1 protein-coding gene and 1 pseudogene are annotated in these 832 nt (G+C 43.1%); both read right to left on the minus strand.

The features are described 5' to 3' along the window. Window positions 1-78: 78 nt before the first annotated feature. Window positions 79-492, minus strand: a complete 414-nt coding sequence (locus tag KIV40_RS32885) for a VOC family protein (RefSeq protein WP_285353569.1) — start codon at window positions 490-492, stop codon at window positions 79-81. A 220-nt stretch (window positions 493-712) separates the two neighbouring features. Beyond that, window positions 713-832 (minus strand): annotated as a pseudogene (locus KIV40_RS32890) (trimeric intracellular cation channel family protein); the annotation flags it as partial.

Genomic DNA, 832 nt, shown 5'->3' on the forward strand with positions numbered 1-832 from the left:
ACCCTTGGCGAGGGCTTGCGCTACTTCTTTCGTTGCCCCGCATTTAGAGAAGAAAACAATACCTATCTGCTGCATGGTTTAATCCTCATAGCTGTTTTTCTTGGTGGAATCTTGAGTTAGGTACTGGATGAACTCCCATTCAACACCGCTGCGATCATAAAAGTAGATGCGCTTTCGATAAGGGTTTTCTTCACCAATATCATTCTGCTGATAGCCGTCACTAAATAAACGCTGCTTAACTTGGTCAACGTCATTAACGACCAAGCCTATATGGTTGATCCCCACATCGAGATAGGGCGCACGATCGGTTTTTTCTCGTGCCACCATCTCTTGTAGAGCGATGTAACTGTTATCTGTGCCGATATGACACCATCGATATTGTGTTTCTCCACGATGGCGCACTTTAAATTCAGGGATCGCGGTTTGGATAAATTGGATCGCGTCATCAATATTGCTGACGGTGACATTCGCGTGTTCAACATAAGCCTGCATGGGAACCTCCAGTGTTCTCTAATTAGTAAACAAATAACTTTATAAAGCTATTTGTTTACTAATATAGTTCAAAAAACGACTAAGTAAACAAAAAACCTTACTTAACCCCTATTGATGAGAGACGGAGTGAGATCGTGCGAGGGAGATAGGATATTTAGATATTAAAAAAGGCTCCTAAGAGCCTTTCTAAACGATCACTGTGACTGGACGTGTCTGATAACTATTTGTTTAGTGCAAACGTGGGTAAAGATAAGTGCCAGCGAATCGCGCCGAGGCGAATCAACAGGGTAGAGAAAACACCAGCTAGGAAAGCAGTCTCTGAGTCTTGCCCCATGCTAAG

The organism is Vibrio sp. D173a (assembly GCF_030248475.1).

Excerpts from the sequence above, each read along its gene's own strand:
- KIV40_RS32885 (WP_285353569.1), bottom strand. The coding sequence starts at position 492 with ATGCAGGCTTATGTTGAACACGCGAATGTCACCGTCAGCAATATTGAT.